At 66.5% G+C, this 19282-nt stretch carries 20 protein-coding genes; 11 read left to right on the top strand and 9 right to left on the bottom strand.

Annotated elements, in window-relative coordinates; all coding sequences use genetic code 11:
• Positions 1-49: 49 nt before the first annotated feature.
• A complete protein-coding gene (locus ILP92_RS12645) occupies positions 50-1741 on the bottom strand; it encodes an acyl-CoA dehydrogenase family protein (RefSeq protein WP_198916774.1) in 1692 nt (563 codons plus the stop codon).
• Positions 1742-1895: 154 nt separating this feature from the next.
• Between ILP92_RS12645 and ILP92_RS12640 the strand changes: the two genes are divergently transcribed.
• The gene (locus ILP92_RS12640; RefSeq protein WP_198916773.1) at positions 1896-2666 is read left to right on the top strand and encodes a sulfite exporter TauE/SafE family protein; all 771 of its coding nucleotides are present in this window, start codon (positions 1896-1898) and stop codon (positions 2664-2666) included.
• Between the two features lie 38 nt (positions 2667-2704).
• Here the strand turns inward: ILP92_RS12640 and ILP92_RS12635 are convergent, their stop codons facing one another.
• Complete coding sequence (locus tag ILP92_RS12635; protein ID WP_198916772.1) at positions 2705-4303, bottom strand: phosphoenolpyruvate carboxykinase; 1599 nt, start codon at positions 4301-4303, stop codon at positions 2705-2707.
• A 312-nt stretch (positions 4304-4615) separates the two neighbouring features.
• On the opposite strand from ILP92_RS12635, the gene ILP92_RS12630 reads away from it, so the two are divergent.
• Genes ILP92_RS12630 through ILP92_RS12600 form a run of 7 tightly spaced genes read left to right on the top strand, consistent with a single transcriptional unit; the run spans position 4616 to position 10012 of the window.
• Entirely contained in the window at positions 4616-5317 is a 702-nt protein-coding gene (locus ILP92_RS12630) for a response regulator transcription factor (RefSeq protein ID WP_198916771.1), read from the top strand.
• Positions 5318-5321: 4 nt separating this feature from the next.
• The gene (locus ILP92_RS12625; protein WP_198916770.1) at positions 5322-7043 is read left to right on the top strand and encodes a sensor histidine kinase; all 1722 of its coding nucleotides are present in this window, start codon (positions 5322-5324) and stop codon (positions 7041-7043) included.
• Positions 7040-7477: an HPr kinase/phosphorylase gene (locus ILP92_RS12620; RefSeq protein WP_368667881.1), complete on the top strand. Its 438-nt coding sequence runs from the start codon at positions 7040-7042 to the stop codon at positions 7475-7477. The genes ILP92_RS12625 and ILP92_RS12620 overlap by 4 nt, the downstream gene beginning before the upstream one ends.
• Positions 7474-8382, top strand: a complete 909-nt coding sequence (rapZ, locus tag ILP92_RS12615; protein ID WP_198916769.1) for an RNase adapter RapZ — start codon at positions 7474-7476, stop codon at positions 8380-8382. Before ILP92_RS12620 ends, rapZ begins: the two co-directional genes overlap by 4 nt.
• Positions 8379-8798 carry a PTS sugar transporter subunit IIA gene (locus ILP92_RS12610; protein ID WP_198916768.1) on the top strand — a complete coding sequence of 140 codons (420 nt, stop codon included), beginning with the start codon at positions 8379-8381 and terminating at the stop codon, positions 8796-8798. Before rapZ ends, ILP92_RS12610 begins: the two co-directional genes overlap by 4 nt.
• A 1-nt stretch (position 8799) precedes the next feature.
• On the top strand, positions 8800-9069 hold the full coding sequence (locus ILP92_RS12605; RefSeq protein ID WP_198916767.1) for an HPr family phosphocarrier protein: 270 nt from the start codon (positions 8800-8802) through the stop codon (positions 9067-9069).
• 55 nt (positions 9070-9124) lie between these two features.
• Positions 9125-10012 carry a lysophospholipid acyltransferase family protein gene (locus ILP92_RS12600; RefSeq protein WP_438361556.1) on the top strand — a complete coding sequence of 296 codons (888 nt, stop codon included), beginning with the start codon at positions 9125-9127 and terminating at the stop codon, positions 10010-10012.
• A 7-nt stretch (positions 10013-10019) separates the two neighbouring features.
• On the opposite strand, the gene ILP92_RS12595 is transcribed toward ILP92_RS12600, so the two are convergent.
• Positions 10020-10895, bottom strand: coding sequence for a 3-hydroxybutyryl-CoA dehydrogenase (locus tag ILP92_RS12595; protein WP_198916765.1), 876 nt, complete (start codon positions 10893-10895; stop codon positions 10020-10022).
• A gap of 175 nt (positions 10896-11070) precedes the next feature.
• Between ILP92_RS12595 and ILP92_RS12590 the strand changes: the two genes are divergently transcribed.
• A complete protein-coding gene (locus ILP92_RS12590; protein WP_198916764.1) occupies positions 11071-11943 on the top strand; it encodes a DUF6473 family protein in 873 nt (290 codons plus the stop codon).
• Positions 11944-12000: 57 nt separating this feature from the next.
• On the opposite strand, the gene ILP92_RS12585 is transcribed toward ILP92_RS12590, so the two are convergent.
• The 6 genes from ILP92_RS12585 to ILP92_RS12560 form a co-directional block, all read right to left on the bottom strand.
• A complete protein-coding gene (locus tag ILP92_RS12585) occupies positions 12001-12927 on the bottom strand; it encodes an electron transfer flavoprotein subunit alpha/FixB family protein (protein WP_198916763.1) in 927 nt (308 codons plus the stop codon).
• Positions 12927-13688 (bottom strand): electron transfer flavoprotein subunit beta/FixA family protein, encoded by a 762-nt coding sequence (locus tag ILP92_RS12580; RefSeq protein ID WP_198916762.1) that lies wholly within the window; start codon positions 13686-13688, stop codon positions 12927-12929. Before ILP92_RS12580 ends, ILP92_RS12585 begins: the two co-directional genes overlap by 1 nt.
• 146 nt (positions 13689-13834) lie before the next feature.
• Positions 13835-14407: a cob(I)yrinic acid a,c-diamide adenosyltransferase gene (locus ILP92_RS12575; protein WP_198916761.1), complete on the bottom strand. Its 573-nt coding sequence runs from the start codon at positions 14405-14407 to the stop codon at positions 13835-13837.
• A 3-nt stretch (positions 14408-14410) separates the two neighbouring features.
• Positions 14411-14617 carry a twin transmembrane helix small protein gene (locus ILP92_RS12570; protein WP_198916760.1) on the bottom strand — a complete coding sequence of 69 codons (207 nt, stop codon included), beginning with the start codon at positions 14615-14617 and terminating at the stop codon, positions 14411-14413.
• Positions 14618-14696: 79 nt separating this feature from the next.
• On the bottom strand, positions 14697-15524 hold the full coding sequence (locus ILP92_RS12565; protein ID WP_198916759.1) for an SDR family NAD(P)-dependent oxidoreductase: 828 nt from the start codon (positions 15522-15524) through the stop codon (positions 14697-14699).
• A 72-nt stretch (positions 15525-15596) separates the two neighbouring features.
• Entirely contained in the window at positions 15597-16094 is a 498-nt protein-coding gene (locus ILP92_RS12560; RefSeq protein WP_198916758.1) for an SH3 domain-containing protein, read from the bottom strand.
• A 138-nt stretch (positions 16095-16232) separates the two neighbouring features.
• Between ILP92_RS12560 and ILP92_RS12555 the strand changes: the two genes are divergently transcribed.
• On the top strand, positions 16233-18548 hold the full coding sequence (locus ILP92_RS12555; protein ID WP_198916757.1) for a DNA topoisomerase IV subunit A: 2316 nt from the start codon (positions 16233-16235) through the stop codon (positions 18546-18548).
• 11 nt (positions 18549-18559) lie between these two features.
• Positions 18560-19171, top strand: a complete 612-nt coding sequence (locus ILP92_RS12550) for a hypothetical protein (protein ID WP_198916756.1) — start codon at positions 18560-18562, stop codon at positions 19169-19171.
• Positions 19172-19282 lie beyond the last annotated feature (111 nt).

Below are 19282 nucleotides of genomic sequence, written 5' to 3'. Positions count from 1 at the left end.
AAGGAAAAGGGACCGAAAGCGCGCCCTCGGTCCCCTTGTCGGCGCGCGCCTAGCCCAGAAGGCGGCGCGCGATAACCTGGGCCTGGATCTCGGCGGCCCCTTCGAAGATGTTCAGGATCCGCGCGTCACACAGGATCCGGCTGATGCTGTATTCCAGCGCGAAGCCGTTGCCGCCGTGGATCTGCAGCCCGTTATCGGCCGCGGCCCACGCCACCCGCGCGCCCAAGAGCTTCGCCATGCCCGCTTCCAGGTCGCAGCGCTTGCCGTTGTCCTTCTGGAACGCGCTGAAATAGGTCAGCTGGCGCGCGATCATGATCTCGACCGCCATCATCGCCAGCTTGCCGCTGACCCGCGGGAAGGCGATCAGCGACTGGCCGAACTGCTTGCGGTCGTTGGCATACTTGATCGACACGTCCAGCGCCGATTGCGCCACGCCGATGGCGCGCGCGGCGGTCTGGATGCGGGCGCTCTCGAACGTCTCCATGAGCTGCTTGAAGCCCTTGCCTTCCTCGCCGCCCAGCAGGTTCTCGCCCTTCACGGCGAAATCGTCGAAGTTGACCGTGTATTCCTTCATGCCGCGGTAGCCGAGCACCTCGATCTCGCCGCCCGAGATGCCGGGATCCTGCCACGGCGCGTCATCCGTGCCGGGGGTCTTTTCGGCCAGGAACATGCTCAGACCGCGGTAATCGCTGGTGCCGGGCACCGTGCGCGCCAGCACCGTCATCACCTGCGTGCGCGCGGCATGGGTGATCCAGGTCTTGTTGCCGTTCAGCACCCAGTCGTCGCCGTCGCGCGTGGCCTTGGTGCGCAGCGATCCCAGATCCGAGCCCGTGTTGGGCTCGGTGAACACCGCCGTCGGCAGGATCTCGGCCGACGCCAGGCCCGGCAGCCACTTTTCCTTCTGCGCCTCGGTGCCGCCACACAGGATCAGCTCGGCCGCGATTTCCGTGCGCGTGCCCAGACTGCCCACGCCGATATAGCCGCGCGACAGCTCTTCGCTGACCACGCACATGGACGCCTTCGACAGCCCGAACCCGCCGTATTGCTCGGGGATGGTCAGGCCGAACACGCCCAACTCGGCCATCTCGCCGATGATCTCCATCGGGATCAGCTCGTCCTTCAGGTGCCACTCGTGCGCGTGCGGCTCGACCCGGTCCACGCTGAAGCGGCGGAACTGCTCGCGGATCATCTCGAGCTCGTCGTCCAGCCCCGATCGGCCCACGGTGATCTCGGCCGACTGCTCCTGCATCAGCGCCACCAGCCGGGTGCGCGCGCTTTGGGTGTTGCCCGTCAGCGACAGCCGCGTGATCTCGGCCGTGGCCAGCGGCGCGATGTCGTTGGCGTTCAGCCCCAGATCGGGCAGGCGCAGGATTTCGCCCTGGCTCATGGGAATGCCGCCCGCGATCTGGCTCAGGTATTCCCCGAAGGCGATCTGGTGGATCAGCTGTTCGAGCTCGCGGAAGGTGCCGTCGGCCTCTAGCCGCTCGGCCCAGGCCTGCATCTGGTGCAGCGCCTGCACGTAGGTGCCCAGCCACGCCAGCCCGTGCGCCGCGGTCTGGTGCGCCTCGACCAGCCGGGCCGAAACCTTTTCGCCGTCGGTGACCCGAGCGCGGACGCGATCGGTCGCGGTGACCAGCAGCGTGTCCAAAGCGGGCAGGGTGGCGGCGGTGGTCGCCAGAAGGTCGTCCAGCACCGGGCTGGGGGCGACGAGATCGGTCATGTCCTGGCCGTCATGGGGCATGGCGCGGGCTCCTTTATTCTGCGGTTGCGAAGGCACCTAGCGCGGCAGCGCGGCGCGCGCAACAAGATTTCAATAGCACGCCCCGGTTCGCACGAATATGACGCAGGCGCCATTTGCCCTTCCAAAGTGCGGCGCGCCGCGACATGAAAGCGGCATGGATGTTCTGACCGACCTGCTGTCACCGGGGATATTGCTCTACGCGGCCATGGTGACGCTTATTTCGGGATTCGTGAAGGGATCGGTCGGCTTCGGCATGCCGCTGGTGATGATTTCCGGCATCTCGGTGCTGGTCGAGCCGCGGCTGGTGGTCGCGGGCATCGTCCTGCCGATCTTCCTGTCGAACGGGCTGCAGATCCTGCGCGCGGGGCTGGCGGATTCGTGGCGCGCGGCGGTCGAGTATCGCCGCTATGTCGGGATCGTGTGCGTGATGATCCTGATCTCGGCGCAATTCCTGACCGTGATCCCCGCGCGGGCGATGTACGTGGTGCTGGGCGTGCCCGTCGTGGCGCTGTCGGTGATGCAGCTGCTCGGACTGCGCTTCAGCATCCCGCCCCATCGCCGCACCCAGGCCGATTGGGGGCTGGGCATGGCGTCGGGCATCCTTGGCGGGCTGGCGGGCACCTGGGGGCCGCCCACGGTGCTCTACCTGCTGGCGCTCGACACGCCGAAAGCGCGCCAGATGGCGGTGCAGGGGGTGGTCTACGGGATGGGATCGGCGGCGCTGCTGCTGGGCCACCTGCAATCGGGCATCCTGAACGACGACACACTGCCCTTCTCGGTCTTCCTGCTGGCGCCCGCGGCGCTGGGCATGTGGGTCGGATTTCGCCTCGGCGACCGGATGGACCAGGAGAAATTCCGCCGCGCGACCCTGTGGGTGCTGGTCATCGCCGGTCTCAACCTGATCCGCCGCGGCGTGCTTGGCTGACGCCGATCATCCCGGTAAACCCGGGATGATCCGCCGCCTCAGCCCAGCGCGATCGCCCGGATATCGTCGTCGATATGGGTCTCGTATTGCGCGAAATTGTCCGCGAACATCTTCACCAGCTTCGCCGCCTGCGCATCGTAGGCGGCGCCGTCGTCCCAGGTGCGGCGCGGGTTCAGCAGCACGTCGGGCACCCCGGCCACGGCGGTGGGCACGTCGAAGCCGAAATTCGGATCCTTGCGGAACGGCGCCCGCTCGAGCGATCCGTCCAGCGCCGCCGTCAGCAGCGCCCGCGTCGCCTTGATCGGCATCCGCTGGCCTTCGCCGAACGCGCCGCCGGTCCAGCCGGTATTCACCAGCCAGCAGGTCGCGCCGTGCTTGGCGATCTTCTTGCGCAGCAGGTCGCCGTAGACCTCGGGGCGGCGCGGCATGAAGGGCGCGCCGAAGCAGGTCGAAAACGTGGGCTGAGGCTCGGTCACGCCGCGCTCGGTGCCTGCCACCTTTGCGGTGAAGCCCGACAGGAAGTGGTACATCGCTTGCGCCGGCGTCAGTCGCGCGATGGGCGGCAGCACCCCGAACGCGTCGCAGGTCAGCATGATGACGTTCTTGGGGTGCCCGCCCAGCGCCGTCTCGGACGCGTTCGAGATATACTCCAGCGGATAGGCGCAGCGCATGTTGGCCGTCAGGCTGTCATCGTTGAAATCCAGCTCGCGCGTCTCTTCGTCATAGACCATGTTCTCGATCACGGTGGCGAACTTGCGGGTCGTGGCGTAGATCTCCGGCTCGGCCTCGGCGTCCAGGCCGATGGTCTTGGCGTAGCAGCCGCCTTCGAAGTTGAAGGTGCCCCGGTCCGACCAGCCGTGCTCGTCGTCGCCGATCAGTACGCGCGCGGGATCCGCCGACAGCGTCGTCTTGCCGGTGCCCGACAGCCCGAAGAACACCGCCGTGTCGACGGGGTTGCCCGGCGCGTGGTTGGCCGAGCAATGCATCGCCATGATGCCCTTCGCGGGCAGCAGGTAGTTCAGCAGCGTGAACACCGACTTCTTGTTCTCGCCCGCGTATTCGGTGCCGCCGATCAGGATCAGCTTGGCCTCGATATTCAGCGCGATCACCGTCTCCGAGCGGCAGCCATGCGCCTGCGGGTCGGCCCGGAAGCTGGGGCAGTTGATGATGGTGAAATCCGCGACGAACTCGTTCAGCGCGTCGCGCTCGGGGCGGCGCAGCAGGTGGCGGATGAACAGGCCATGCCAGGCCAGCTCGGTGACGACGCGCACGTCCAGCCGGTGCGCGGGATCCGCGCCGCCGAACAGGTCCTGCACGAAATAGTCGCGCCCCTTCATGTGCTCGAGCATCGCGGCGTGCAGCGCGTCGAACTTCGCGGGATCCATGGGCGGGTTGTTTTCCCACCAGATGCTGTCTTCCACCGACGGCGTGCGGACCACGAACTTGTCCTTGGGCGATCGGCCGGTGTGCTTGCCCGTCGTCACCAGCAGCGTTCCGCCCTGGCCGATCTTGCCCTCGCCGCGCGCCAGGGCCGCTTCCATCAATTGCGGCTCGGTCAGGTTGTAGCGGACCGATTTCAGCCCGGTGATGCCTTGGTGCTCGAGCGTGTGATCGGGGTTGCAGCGACCGTCAGTCATGGCGTCGGGGCTCCTGTGAACGATTGTCTTGGACAAGAATGTCGCGACCTGTGCAGCCTGTTAGCATAACAAAAGCCCTCAAAAAGGCTGTTTTTCGACCGTTACCGCAAACATTTTCAGGTTAGCGCAATCAGCCCCCGCCGCGCGTGACTGAGGCAATTTAGTCAGCATTAAGGAATTTGGTGCCAAATATCGGGCATTGGCGACGGGTGATTCGCGAAATCTGTTGCCTTGCGGGCGTCAACGACGGAATATGAGGGAAAAATATAATGACGACCAGGCACAAGATCGCGCAGTAAAAGGACGACTCCCATGTCAAGGATAGCCTTGGTGGACGATGACAGGAATATCCTGACATCCGTCGCCATGACCCTCGAAGCCGAAGGCTTCGAAGTCGAAACCTACAACGATGGACAGCAGGCGCTGGACGCTTTCAACCGCAAGCTGCCGGACATGGCCGTGTTCGACATCAAGATGCCGCGCATGGACGGCATGGACCTGCTGCAGCGCGTCCGCCAGAAAAGCACGATGCCGGTGATCTTCCTGACCTCGAAGGACGACGAGATCGACGAGGTTCTGGGCCTGCGCATGGGCGCCGACGATTACGTGAAAAAGCCGTTTTCGCAGCGCCTTCTGGTCGAGCGGATCCGCGCCCTCCTGCGCCGCCAGGAAGTGCTGTCGGGCGAAGAAGTGACCGAATCCGAAGCCAGCCAGGTAATGCAGCGCGGCGAGCTGAAGATGGACCCGGCCCGCCACGCGGTGGCATGGAAGGGCATGGACGTGTCGCTGACCGTGACCGAATTCCTGCTGCTCCAGGCGCTGGCCCAGCGGCCCGGCTTCGTGAAATCGCGCGACCAACTCATGGACGTGGCCTACGACGACCAGGTCTATGTCGACGATCGCACGATCGACAGTCACATCAAGCGTTTGCGCAAGAAGATGCGCTCGGTCGACAACGAATTCTCGGCCATCGAAACGCTTTACGGCATCGGTTACCGCTACAACGAAGAATAAGCCGATGGCCATGGCGACAGAAGTGGACGTTCCACGGCGCGACCCCCAGCAGGCGAAAGTCGTGCTGGGCGAAGACTGGGTTCGTGCGGACGCCACGGCCGAGCGCGAATTGCGCAATCGGCACGAACGCCGTGGCCTGATCTCGATCAACCGCTCGCCCCTGGCGCGCAAGATCATCACCTTCAACCTGCTCGCGATCCTGGTGCTCGTGACGGGTGTTCTGTTCCTGAATCCGTTCCGCGATTCGCTGGTGCTGCAGCGCGAAGCGGCCCTGGTGAACGAGGCCGCTCTTCTGACCAGCGCGTTCGAAGCCCAGCTTTTGCAGGATCCGGACGCCCGGTTCGGCCTGGGCCTTGACGCGGTGGCGACGCTGCGGATGGCCAAGCTGAACCCGAACAGCGAAGCCTTCGTCTTCGACCGCGACCAGCGGATCATCGCCACGACCCGCGACATGCCCGACCGTGCGCCGGTCCCGGTGGTCGGCGGCGTGAAGGACACGCGCGAAACGGTCATTACCGACGGGCTCGACCGCATCTGGACGGCCCTGTCCAGCGTCCTGTCGCTCAACCGCTCCCAGATCGACGCCGCCGAAACCGCGCGCCTGGCCGAAGCGCTGGTCGCGCGCACCTTCCGCGGCGAAATCCAGGTCGAAACCGAGCTGGTGCGCGACGGCAGCACCGTCTTCGCCGTCGCCTCGCCCATCATGTACGATGGCCGCATCCTAGGCGTCGTGGGGCTCACATCCGGGGCCGGCGAAATCGACAGCCTGGTGCGCTCCGAACGCGAGCAGGTGCTGCAGATGTTCGTCATCGCCATCCTGGTGTCCATCGGGCTTAGCCTGGTGCTGGCCTCGACCATCGCCAACCCGCTGTCGGACCTGGCCGCCGCGGCCGAGATCGGGCGCGACAAGAACGCCCGCACCGTGAAGCCCAGCCGCGTCCGGATCCCGGACCTGACCGCGCGCCCCGACGAAATCGGCCGCCTGTCGGGCGCCCTGCGCGGCATGGTGGCCGCGCTCTACGACCGGATCGACGCCAACGAACAATTCGCCGCCGACGTCGCGCACGAGATCAAGAACCCCCTCGCGTCCCTGCGCTCGGCCGTGGGCTCGCTGCGCTTCGTCAAGAAGGAAGAGCATCGCGACAAGCTGCTGGACGTGATCGACCACGACGTGCGCCGTCTCGACCGGCTGGTCAGCGACATCTCCAACGCCTCGCGGCTGGACAGCGAGCTGGTCAAGGAGGACGAGGAATGCTTCAACCTTCTGTCCATGCTCAGCAATCTCGCCGATTATCTCAGCCGGGACGCCAGCGAAAAGGGCGTCGAGTTCATCGCCGACCTGCCGAAGGACCCGATTGTCATCGAAGGTCTCGAAAGCCGCCTGGCCCAGGTCTTCGTCAACCTCATCACCAACGCGATCTCGTTCTGCGAGGATGGCGACGCCATTCGCATCTGGGCGCGCAGGCGAGAAAACCGTGTGCTCGTGGTGGTCGAGGATACCGGCCCCGGCATCCCTGAAAGCGCGCTGAACAAGATCTTCAACCGCTTCTATTCCGAACGCCCCGAAGGCCAGTTCGGCAACAATTCCGGCCTGGGCCTGGCCATCTCGAAACAGATCGTCGAAGCGCATGGCGGCGTCATCTGGGCGGAAAACATCCAGCCCACCGACGCCGATCCGACATCCCAGCCGCTGGGTGCGCGCTTCGTCGTGGGCCTGCCGGTGTGACACCGTCCGCCGCGCCGCTGGTCGCTCACGCCAGCGCCGCAGCCCTGGACGGATCGGGCGTGCTGATCCTGGGCGCGTCGGGCACCGGCAAATCGCGCCTGGCCCTGGGCCTTCTGGCCCACGGATTCCACCTGGTCGCGGACGACCGCACCTGCCTGGGGCGACGGGGCGCCGACCTCATCGCCTGGGCGCCCGCCAGCATCCTGGGCCGGATCGAGGCGCGCGGCGTCGGCATCCTGAATGCGACCCCCGCGCCGCCCACGCGGATCAGGTTGGTCGTGGATCTCGACCGGGACGAGCCGGACCGCCTGCCGCCCCACCGCACCTGGTCCGCGCGCGGCTGGACCGGCCCCCTTGTCCACGGCCGCGGAAACCCCGATTTATTATGGGCAATCTTGCAATATCTGAAGGCAGGACGCGCCGATAGGCCATGACCAGCTACAGCCAAGACACCGAAGTGATCCTTGTCACCGGCCCCTCGGGCGCCGGGCGCTCCACCGCGATCCACGCGCTCGAGGATATGGGGTTCGAGGCCATCGACAACCTGCCCCTGTCGCTGGTCGAGCGTCTGCTGGTCCCCGACGGAACCCCGCGCCGACTGGCCCTGGGCATCGATGCGCGCAACCGCGACTTCTCGACCGCCGCCATGCTCCAGCTGATCGCCCGGCTGCCCGACCTGCCCGATACCAAAAGCGAGATCCTCTATCTCGACGCCAATGACGATGTGCTGGAACGGCGCTATTCCGAAACCCGCCGCCGCCATCCGCTGGCCCCTCAGGACACCCCCGCCGCAGGCATCGCGCGCGAGGCCGAGCTGCTGGCGCCGATCCGCGCCCGCGCCGAGATGCTGATCGACACCTCTGACCTCAGCCCGCACCAGCTGCGCGCCGAAATCACGCGGCTCTTCGGCCGCGCCGACACGCCCGGGCTCGCGCTGTCGGTGCAGTCGTTTTCCTACAAGCGCGGCCTGCCCAGCGGGGTTGATCTGGTTTTCGATTTGCGCTTCCTGCGTAATCCCCACTGGGAGGCGTCCCTGCGGGCCCATAGCGGGTTGGACGACGCGGTCGCGCGCTACGTCACCGACGATCCGCGCTTCGGCCCGTTCTTCGAAAAGCTCTGCGAACTGGTCCTGTCGCTGCTTCCGGCCTATGTCGAAGAGGGCAAGACAAGCCTGGGCATCGCGATGGGGTGTACCGGAGGGCAACACCGATCGGTTGCCGTTGCGGAAAAACTGGCCTTTGCACTTGCAGAAAAAGGGTGGCGGGTGTCAACTCGTCATAGGGAGCTTGAACGCCACGCCGGAATGGGGCGTGGGACAGGCAGGGGATCTGGGCCTTGATCGGCATCGTCATCGTGGCACATGGAGGATTGGCGCAGGAGCTTCTTGCCGCCGTCGAACACGTGGTCGGACCGCAGGATGGCATATTGGCGATCTCGATTGAGCCCGAATGCGACCGCGTCGCGAAACAGTCCGAAATCTGCGATGCTGCCGACGCGGTGGATACGGGCGACGGGGTCGTCATCGCCACCGATATGTTCGGCGGATCGCCCTCGAACCTCAGCCTGCGCGCCAGCAGCGCCGACAACCGCCGCATCGTCTATGGCGCGAACCTGCCGCTGCTCATCAAGCTGGCCAAATCGCGCCACCTGCCCGTGCAGGAAGCGGTCCAGGCGGGCCTGATGGCCGGGCGCAAGTATCTCGACGCCATGGCCGATCCCGCCCCCGATCTGCGCGTCGCGGCGTCGAAGGGCTGACATGACGAAAGCCCGGCTGGAGATCGTGAACGAAAAAGGCCTGCACGCGCGCGCGTCGGCGAAGCTGGTCGAAACGGTCGAGAATTTCGACGCCCAGGCCGAAATCAGCCGCGACGGCGCCAGTGCGTCGGGCGACAGCATCATGGGCCTTTTGATGTTGGCAGCTTGCCGCGGAACCTATATCGACGTCGAAACCAGTGGGCCCGAGGCTCGGGAACTGGCCGATGCGATCTCAGCGCTCGTTGCCGACAAATTCGGCGAAGGCATGTAGGTCCAGCCGAAAAGGCAGAACCATGTCCGACAGCTCCCAGGTCCGCGCAGTGCTGATGCCGCGCAGCGCCCGCAGCAAGTCCCGAGACATGGCAACGCAAGGCGACGGGTCGAACCTGGCGGACGAGGCCTACGACCACCGCCGCCTGAGCTACGCCAACACCTTCACCAACCCGGCCCACAGGCTCGCCATCAAGTCGATGGAAATGGCGACCGGCAAGCTGAAGCTGCTGACCCTGATCCGCCGCTTCGAAGCCATGGGCGTGCCCTACGGCCAGCCCTTCTGGGACCAGGCGCTCGACGTCATGGGGATCGCCGTTCACACCCCCCAGGAACAGGTCGACCGCATCCCCGCCGACGGCCCCCTGGTCATCACCGCGAACCATCCGCACGGGCTGGTGGACGGCCTGGTGCTGGGCCAGTTGATCGGGCGCAGGCGCACCGATTACCGCATCCTGACGCGGTCGCTTCTGACCGGCGTGGGCGAGATCCAGCAATTCATGATCCCGGTGCCCTTCGCCCACGAAGCCGACGCGCTTCAGCAAAGCCTGGCCATGCGCAAGGCGGCGATGGCGCATCTGGGGCAGGGCGGCTGCATCGTGCTGTTCCCGTCCGGCGTCGTGGCCACGTCGCAAACGGCCTTCGGCCCGGTGATCGAGGCGGATTGGAACCCCTTCACCGCCAAGATGATCCAGCGGTCGGGTGCGGCCGTCGTGCCGATCCGCTTTCCCGGCCAGAACTCGCGCGCCTACCAGGTGGCCGACAAGATCTCGCCGATCCTGCGCCAGGGCCTTCTGCTGCACGAGGTCGTGCGCGCGCTGAACAAGCCGCAATCCCCCGTCGTGGGCGCCCCGATCGACCCCGACAGGATCCGCGCCTTCGAAAACGATCCGCGCGGCTTCATGGCGTGGCTGCGCGCCCACACGCTGGCGCTGGACGACTGACGGGCGCCTAGCGCGTCGGCTTCGGCTCGTCGCCGCGATAATCGTAGAAGCCGCGCCCGGTCTTGCGCCCCAGCCAGCCCGCTTCCACGTATTTCGTCAGCAGCGGGCAGGGGCGGTACTTGGTGTCGGCCAGCCCGTCATGTAGCACGTTCATGATCGCAAGGCAGGTGTCGAGCCCGATGAAATCGGCCAGCTCCAGCGGGCCCATCGGGTGGTTCGTGCCCAGCTTCATCGCCTTGTCGATGGACCGCACGTTGCCCACCCCTTCGTACAGCACGTAAACCGCCTCGTTGATCATCGGCATCAGGATGCGGTTGACGATGAAGGCGGGAAAATCCTCGGCCGTGGCGGCGGTCTTGTTCAGCCGCTCGACCACGCCCATGCAGGCCTCGAACGTCTCCTCGTCGGTGGCGATGCCGCGGATCAACTCGACCAGGCTCATCACCGGGACGGGGTTCATGAAATGAAAGCCCATGAACTTCTCGGGCCGGTCGGTGCGCGACGCAAGCCGCGTGATCGAGATCGACGACGTGTTCGACGTCAGGATCGTGTCGGGCTTCAGCGCCGGGACCAGCTCGGAAAAGATCGCGTCCTTCACCGCCTCGCGCTCGGTCGCGGCCTCGATCACCAGGTCGGACTGGCCCAGGTCGGTCAGCGTCGTGGTCGTGGCGATCCGCTGCATGGCCGCGTCGCGGTCGGCGGCGGTGATCTTCTCGCGGCTGACCTGGCGATCCATGTTCGCGCCGATCAGCTCCAGCGCCTTGTCCAGCGCCTCGGCCTTCACGTCGTTGAGCAGCACGTCGTAGCCCGCCAGCGCGCAGACATGGGCGATGCCGTTGCCCATCTGGCCCGCGCCGATGACGCCCACACTCTTGATTTCCATGGTCGTGATCCCTTCCGCGCACCGGCTGTCGCGCGGACCTTATGCGCGCGCTCGGGGGCGATGCAAGGCGCGATGATCGGGACAATTCAAGACGAATTCGCGCCTTAGGAATTTCCCAACGGCTGTCTGCGATGGTGTCCCTCGGGTGGCGAAATCAAAGCCGTGAGGGGCAGAGATGGAAAAGGTGGAACGGGGCGCGGACGCGCTCGATTATGCGCCGTGCAATTACGGCGCATCAAGACTGATCTGTCGCGGTCCGCGCTGCGACCTGGACGGCGACGACTACATCGCCGTGCTGGGCGGGATCGAGACTTTCGGCCAGTTCGTCGAACGGCCCTATCCCGCGCGGCTGGAAGCGGCGCTGGGGATGCCCTGCATCAACCTGGCCGCGGTCAATTCCGGCCCCGATGCGTGGATGGGCGACCAGACGGTGATGGACCTGGCGCGCGGCGCCAGGCTGACGGTCATCGCGGTGCCCGGCGCCCATATGCTGCGCAACAAGTTCTACACCGTGCATTCGCGCCGCAACGATCGCGTGGTCCGGCAGTCCGAATTCATGCGCCGGGTCTTCCCCGAGCTCGACCTCAGCCAGAATTTCTTTGTCCGGCACCTGCTCAACGATCTGTTCGAGGCGTCCGAGCGCCGCTTCGCCGTGGTGCGCGACGAGTTGCAGAAGCTCTGGGTCACGCGCATGAACCAGCTGACCGCGCGGATCGGCGGCGACGTGATCCTGGTGTGGATCGGCGACCGCAGCCCGGACGACCCCACCGACACGGTCTGCGACGGCGATCCGCCCTTCGTCACGCGGGCCATGCTGCGCAGCCTGCGCGGCCGGATCCGCGCCACGATCGAGGTCCTGGACCAGTCGTCGACCATGGAAGAAGCGCTCGAAGGCAAGCATTTCGCCCCGGACGAGCGCGACGCCGCGCTGCGCGTGCCGGGCCCGCGGGCGCATCAGAACATCGCCGACGCGCTGCGCGACGCGATCGCGCCGCTCATCGGGGACGAGCCCGACATCCTGAGCCAACTCGCCCAGCGCACCGCCTGAACGACAAACGGCCCGCCGGGTCGGGCGGGCCGTGTCGATGTGCGCGGACGCTGCCGGTCAGACCTTTTCGGTCATCTCCGGGACGGCTTCGAACAGGTCCATGACCAGCCCGTAATCGGCCACCTGGAAGATCGGCGCCTCTTCGTCCTTGTTGATCGCGACGATGACCTTGCTGTCCTTCATGCCCGCCAGGTGCTGGATCGCGCCGGAAATGCCGATGGCCACGTAAAGATCGGGCGCCACGACCTTGCCGGTCTGTCCCACCTGCCAGTCATTGGGCGCGAAGCCCGAATCGACCGCCGCGCGCGACGCGCCGACGGCGGCGCCCAGCTTGTCGGCCAGCTTCTCGATCAGCGCGAAATCGTCTTCCGAGCCGACCCCGCGGCCGCCCGACACCACCACGCCCGCGCTGGTCAGATCGGGGCGGTCGGACTCGGCCACGTGATCCTCGACCCATTCGCTCAGGCCCGGCGCGGCCGCGGTCGCAACCGTCTCCACGGGCGCATCGCCCCCGGTCTCGGCAGCTTCGAAGGTCGACGTGCGGATCGACACCACCTTCTTGGCGTCCTTCGACTTCACAGTCTGGATCGCGTTGCCCGCGTAGATCGGGCGCTCGAACGTGTCGGCATCGACCACGCCGGACACGTCGGTGATGACCATCACGTCCAGCAGCGCCGCGACGCGGGGCAGGATGTTCTTGGCATCGGTGGTGGCGGGCGCGACGATGTGGTCGTAATCGGCCGCCAGGTGCGCCAGCAGCGCCGCCGTCGGCTCGGCCAGGCGGTGCCCGTAAAGCGGATCCTCGGCGACCAGCACCTTGGCGACACCCTTGATGGTGGCGGCTTCCTTGCCCGCATCGGCGCATCTTTCGCCCGCGCACAGGATGGTGACGTCGCCCAGCTTGGCGGCGGCGGTCACGGATTTTGCGGTCGCGTCCATGTTCAGCGCGCCGTTGTCGACCTCGGCCAGAAGAAGAACAGCCATCAGATAACCCCCGCTTCGTTTCTCAGTTTCTCGACCAGTTGATCCACCGACTCGACGATGATGCCGGCCTTGCGCTCGGCGGGCTCGGCGGTCTTGACGATCTCAAGCCGCGGCGAGACGTCGACGCCGTAATCGGCGGCGGTCTTTTCATCCAGCGGCTTCTTCTTGGCCTTCATGATGTTGGGCAGCGACGCGTAGCGCGGCTCGTTCAGGCGCAGATCGACCGAGATCACGGCCGGCATCTTCACGCGGATGCTCTGCATCCCGCCATCGACCTCGCGCTTGACCAGCGCGTGATCGCCGTCGATGTCGATCTTCGACGCGAAGGTGGCCTGGCTCCAGCCCAGCAGCGCCGACAGCATCTGCCCGGTGGCGTTCATGTCGTTGTCGATGGCCTGCTTGCCGCACAGCACCAGGCCCGGCTGTTCCTCGTCGATCACGGCCTTCAGCAGCTTGGCGACGGCCAGCGGCTCGATATCCGTGTGCACGTCGTCGGCGGCGACGATCAGGATGGCGCGGTCGGCACCCATGGCCAGCGCGGTGCGCAGGGTTTCCTGGCTTTGCTTCACGCCGATCGACACGACGACGATCTCGTCCGCATTGCCCGCTTCCTTCATGCGGATCGCCTGCTCGACGGCGATCTCGTCGAACGGGTTCATGGACATTTTGACGTTGGCCAGGTCCACACCCGATCCGTCGCCCTTGACGCGCACCTTCACGTTGTAGTCGATCACCCGCTTCACGGGCACGAGAATCTTCATGAGCCTATCTCCTCATCCAATTGGACAAGGAAGTAGCGCCTTGGGCCGTGCGGTGACAGGGAAAAACGACCCTTCGGGACGCTATGACGCCGTGTCACGGCCGCGCGTGTTCCGCAGATCGGAACGCGCGGTCCCGCCCTGCGGGATCAGCGGTTCGCGCCCGGCTTCCACAGGATATCCGCGCGGCCGTCATCGTTGGCGATGCGCGCGGCGCAAAAGCACCAATCCGACAGCCGGTTCAGGTAGCGCACGGCGGCGGGGTTCACCTGTTCCAGCCCCGCAAGCTCCATCGTCAGACGCTCGGCCCGGCGCGTGACCGTGCGGCAGAGATGCAGATGCGCCGACAGCGCGCTGCCGCCAGGCAGGATGAAGCTGCGCAAGGGCTCGAGCGCCTCGTTCATGGCGTCGATCTCGCGCTCCAGCCGGTCGGTCTGGGCGTCGGTCATGCGCAGCGGCGTGTATTCCGCCTGCGCGTCCTTCTCCATCTCGGGGCGGCAGAGGTCCGCGCCCAGGTCGAACAGGTCGTTCTGGATGCGCGCGATCTGCTCCTCGACCTCGCCCGACGCGTGCAGCCGCGCCATGCCGAAGGTCGCGTTCACCTCGTCCACCGTGCCGTAGGCGGTGACGCGCGTGCTGTGCTTGGCGACGCGCTGGCCGTTGCCCAAGGCGGTTTCGCCGGTATCGCCGGTGCGGGTGTAGATCTTGTTCAGAACGACCATGGTTCAGCCCCCCGTGCGGCGGAAAAAGACGAAAATCAGGATGATGACGATCGCGATGCCCTGGGCGTAGATCCGCCAGCGCATGTACTTGTTGGAGTTCTTGGCGTTCGCCTCGCCGCCCTTCCCGAACGAGCTGATGCCCATGAGCAGGATCGCCAGCACCGCCAGCACGGCGATGACGACTAGGACGAATAACGGGTCGCTGAACATGGCTGCCCTCCTTCAAGCGGTTTCGACGAGAGTTAGCCGAGCTTGCGGCAAAAGCGAAGGGTGGCCGTTCGACGCGGGATCAGCCGCGCGCGATCAGACCGTCCAGGTGGCGCTGCGACAACAGCCTGCGGGCGGTGGCCATCAGGTGCGTGGGCAGCGTCACCCGGTAATGGGGCCGCGGGTTCGGCGCGTCCAGCGCGCGCAGCAGCACCGCGCTCACCGCCGACGCGGGCAGCTGGAACCGGTCCTTGCCGTCCGGCTCGTACAGCCGCTTCAGCAGGCTGCCTTCGTATTGCGCGCGGCGGGGCGACGCCTTCCAGTCGATCCAGCGCTCGAAATGCGGGATGGAATTGGCCCGGATCCGCGACGCGATGGGTCCGGGCTGCAGCGTGATGACGTGCAGCGACGTGTCGCGCATCTCGATCCGCAGCGTGTCGGTCAGCCCCTCCAGCGCGAACTTGCTGGCGACGTAGGCACCGCGCCACTTCATCGGCACGAAACCCAGCACGCTCGAGCATTGCACGATCCGGCCGTGCCCCTGCGCCCGCATCACCGGGATCACGCGCCGCGTCAGCTCGTGCAGGCCGAAGACGTTGGCCTCGAATACCGCGCGCAGGGCGTCCGTCGGCAGATCCTCGACCGCGCCGGGGCAGGCGAAGGCGGCGTTGTTGTAAAGCGCGTCCAGCGTGCCGCCGGTTCGCGCCAGCACGGCGTCCAGTCCCGCCGCGATGCTGTCCGCGTCGGCCATCTCCATCCGCACCACGTCGATGCCCGAAGCCTCCAGCCGCGCCGCGCTGTCATCGTCGCGCACCGTCGCGAAGACCCGCCAGCCGTGCCGCGACAGCGTCAGCGCCGCGTCCAGCCCGATGCCGGACGAGCATCCGGTGATCAGGATCGTGCGTGTCATCGCGGCCCCCTTCGGCGCAAGAAAAAACCGCCCCCAGATAGGGGCGGTGCCAGCCTGTCCGCAAGGGCGGGTTCAGCCCGCCAGGGGCGCCAGGAAGCGGCCGAAGATGAAGGCTTCGGTCCCGGTATCGACGATGCGGATGCGCATCCAGCCATCGGGTGTTTCGTCCAGCACCTCGACCCGCTGGTCGCGCACCACCTGGTCCACCACGTCGTTCGCCGTCGACGGGCCCGAGCGCACGTTGACCCGGTTGCCGGTCACGTAATGCAGCTGGCCCATGGGCTGCAGCGTCGTCGGCCCGACGCTCTGCACGCTCGCGGTCTGCACGCTGGCCGTCTGCACGCCGGCGGGCTGCACCTGCGGTCTGGGCGCGGCGGTGGCGCTCAGGGCGCGTTCGATCGCGCCGATCTCGTCGTCCAGGGCCAGGCGCTGCGACGTGCCAAGATCGGTCGGATTGCTCGCGGCCTTTGCCACGTCCATGACGGGCTGGTCGCTGCCTTCCGGCCCGTCCACGTCCCGCCCCAGCATGACCATCGTCAGGCCGATGCACATCAACAGGGCAAGCGTCATGCGAATCATCGTTTTCATTTCCTGTGTTGATCACGCAAAGGTTAACACGTCACAAACTTGCCAAGCGTCAAAAAGTTCGCGCGAAATAGCGAAAACTTGTCCTTTACCGCCCCCAACCGGCCCGGTATCCCAATCTGCATGAGCGACGATGGCCCCGACACAGACGACACGCCCGCGCCCGATGCGCTGACCGAATCGCTGTCCCGCGCCATCGGCGAGCGCTACCTGACCTATGCCCTGTCGACGATCATGCACCGCGCGCTGCCCGACGCGCGCGACGGCCTGAAGCCCGTGCACCGCCGCATCCTCTACGCCATGCGCGAGCTTCGGCTGGGCTCGAACGGGGGGTTCCGCAAATCCGCCAAGATCAGCGGCGACGTGATGGGCAACTACCACCCGCACGGCGACGCCGCCATCTACGACGCGATGGCGCGGCTGGCGCAGGATTTCAACGTCCGCTACCCGCTGGTCGACGGGCAGGGCAATTTCGGCAATATCGACGGCGACAACCCCGCCGCGTCGCGCTACACCGAAGCCCGCATGACCGAAGCGGCCGAGGCGCTGCTGGAAGGGCTGTCCGAAAACGCCGTCGATTTCCGGGATAATTACGACGGCACCCTGACCGAGCCCGTGGTCCTGCCCGCGTCCTTTCCGAACCTGCTGGCCAACGGCTCCAGCGGCATCGCCGTGGGCATGGCGACGAACATCCCGCCCCACAACATCGTCGAGCTTTGCGACGCCGCCATCCACCTGATCAAGACGCCCGACGCCCGCGACGACACGTTGTTGAAATGCGTAAAAGGCCCGGATTTCCCCACCGGCGGCGTGATCGTCGAAAGCCCTGAAAGCATGGCCGAAACCTACCGCACCGGTCGCGGCGGATTTCGCCTGCGCTGCAAATGGGACATCGAGGATCTGGGCCGCGGCCAGTGGCAGATCGTCGTGACCGAGATCCCGTACCAGGTTCAGAAGTCCAAGCTGATCGAAAAGATCGCCGAGATCATCCAGCTGAAGAAGCTGCCGATCCTGGCCGACGTGCGGGATGAGTCCGCCGAAGACATCCGACTGATCCTCGAGCCCAAGTCGCGCAGCGTGGATCCGGACGTGCTGATGAACATGCTCTACAAGCAGTCCGACCTGGAAACGCGCTTCGCCATGAACATGAACGTGCTGATAGACGGGCGCACGCCCAAGGTCTGTTCGCTGAAGGAAGTGCTGCGCGCGTTTCTGGACCACCGCCGCGACGTGCTGCAGCGCCGCTCGCAGCACCGGCTGGACAAGATCGACCACCGGCTGGAAGTGCTCGAAGGCTTCATCATCGCCTTCCTGAACCTCGACCGCGTGATCGACATCATCCGCTACGACGACGACCCCAAGCAGGCGCTGATGCACCAGGATTGGGGCAGCGTTCCGCCCCGCGCCACGGACGAGACGGATTACGTCTCGCCGCTGCCCGGCACGGACGAGATCGACCTCAGCGACGTGCAGGCCGAGGCCATCCTGAACATGCGCCTGCGCGCCCTGCGCCGCCTGGAAGAGCTGGAATTGAAGCGCGAGCGCGACGAATTGCTGGTTGAGCGCGCCGATCTGGAAGACTTGCTGGCGACCCCCGGCGTCCAGTGGGACCGCATCACCGACCAGCTGCGCGAGACCCGCAAGCAGTTCGGCAAGGACTACGCGCGCGGCGCGCGGCTGACCCAGTTCGCCGAGGCGGGCGAGGTCGAGGACGTGCCGATCGAAGCCATGATCGACCGCGAGCCGATCACCGTGGTCTGCAGCCAGATGGGCTGGATCCGCGCCATGACCGGCCATATCGACCTGGGCCGCGAGCTGAAGTTCAAGGACGGCGACGGCCCGCGCTTCATCTTCCACGCCGAAACCACCGACCGGCTGCTGCTCATGGGCTCGAACGGGCGCTTCTACACGCTGCCCGCCTCCAGCCTGCCCGGCGGGCGCGGCATGGGCGAGCCGGTGCGCCTGATGGTCGACCTGCCCAACGAGGCGCAGATCGTCACCCTGCGCATCCACCGCCCCGGCGAGCGGCTGCTGGTGGCCTCGAGTGCCGGCGACGGGTTCATCCTGCCCGAAGACGACGCCATCGCCCAGACCCGCGCGGGCAAGCAGGTGCTGAACGTCCGCGCGCCCACCACCGCGCTGCTGGCCAAGCCGGTCACCGGCGACCACGTCGCCACGGTGGGCGAAAATCGCAAAGTTCTGGTTTTCCCGCTGGACGAGCTACCGGAAATGGCCCGCGGCAAGGGCGTGAGGTTGCAAAAGTTCAAGGATGGCGGCCTGTCCGACGCCACCACCTTCACCCTGGCCGACGGCCTTTCGTGGCTCGATCCCGCCGGGCGCACCCGCACCCAGACCGAGCTGGCCGAATGGGTCGGCAAGCGCGCCGGCGCCGGGCGCATGGCCCCCCGCGGCTTCCCGCGCGACAACACGTTTACCTGAAGGATCCACCCATGATCGCCAGATGCCTTGCCGCGCTTGCGCTGCTGCTGCTCACGGCCTGCGTCGCCGACGATGCCACCGGCACCCGACCCGAGCTTGGCGACTTCCGCCTGGGCTACAACATCGTGCAGGCCCGCGACGTGGAAAAGGGCCCGTTCTCGCGCGATGCCACCCCGGCCGAGCTGACCGGCGCGCTGCAGGCGGCGATCGAGCAGCGGCTGGGCCGCTACGACGGCGACGGGCTTTACCACCTCGGGATCGCCATCGGCGGCTACGTGCTGGCCCAGCCCGGCCTGCCGGTGGTCTATACGCCGAAATCCGCCCTGATCTTCGAGGTCAACATCTACGACAACGCGACCCAAGCGCGGCTGAACGACAAGCCCAAGCGCATCACCGCCTTCGAAGGGCTGCAGAACACCGCGCCGCTGATCGGATCGGGACTGGCGCGCGGCAAGGACGAACAGTTGCAGAACCTGGTCACCGAAGGCGCCCGCGCGCTCGAAAACTGGCTGCGCCAGAACCCCGACTGGTTCACGCCCAAGCCCGGCAGCCCGCGCATCGATTTCGACCGCAGCGCGCTGAACGCCCGCGGGGCCGCGGCCATCGCGGCGCCCGGCGGCTGAGCGCGCCCAAGACCCGCTTGCGTTTCGCGCCCCGTGTCGCTAATCAGCGCGCGTTGTTGAAACGGGCCAGCCATCCCTGTCGCGGCCCTTGCAGAATAAGAGGCGCTGACA

This window comes from Palleronia pontilimi (assembly GCF_016412875.1).
GTDB classification, from domain to species: Bacteria; Pseudomonadota; Alphaproteobacteria; order Rhodobacterales; family Rhodobacteraceae; genus Palleronia; species Palleronia pontilimi.
This window is presented reverse-complemented; position numbering and strand designations above follow the sequence as displayed.